Below are 683 nucleotides of genomic sequence, written 5' to 3'. Positions count from 1 at the left end.
AAATTTTATATTAATAAAAAAGTAAAAACAGTTCAAACTGCTTTTGAAAAATTCGTAGCTAATTATGAAAAAAGCGAAAAAGATCCTGAGGAAATAAGAAAACTAAAACAAGAATTTCATGATAAAACAAATGCTGATATGCAATTTTTATCTCCTGAAGGCATTATTAAAAGTGACAGCAATTACTACATTGATGTAATTAATCCTAAAAATAATGAAACATATTTCATTCCACTCAATAATCTTTTAACGCCTGAAGAATATAAGAAATTCGAAAACTTAGGATTGAAAAAAGATGGCATGATAAACGTCGTCGGTTTGGTACGAGGGAAAACAATAACACCACTAGAATTGACAACAAATTATAATAGATGGCAAAACGAACGTGTCACTTCAGATTTTCAATCCATTAATGGCAACTCTTCCAAAAATAGACTTACAAACCGTTCCAAAACTGTAACTCAAATTGAGTTTACTGGTATTATATCTAAATTACAGCTCCCATCAAAAGCCGAGGTTCGGCTTGCAAATGATTTTGAAACATTACAAGCCGTTCAATATTTTGCAGACATTATTAGAAATGGCACTGCTAACTCGCACCAATTAAACACTTATATAATAGATGGCGGAGAGAATATAAAGAATAGTATCTTTGTAAAACCTATTATGAAAGACGGAAAAAT

Annotated in this window: 1 pseudogene; it reads left to right on the top strand. The window is 30.5% G+C overall.

What is annotated here, in order from left to right:
* Positions 1-683 (top strand): annotated as a pseudogene (locus KI369_RS28045) (sensor histidine kinase); the annotation flags it as partial.

This window comes from Bacillus sanguinis, from assembly GCF_018332475.1.
GTDB classification, from domain to species: Bacteria; Bacillota; Bacilli; order Bacillales; family Bacillaceae_G; genus Bacillus_A; species Bacillus_A sanguinis.
The sequence above is the reverse complement of the archived record's forward strand: the minus strand, read 5'-3'. Positions and strand labels throughout refer to the sequence as shown.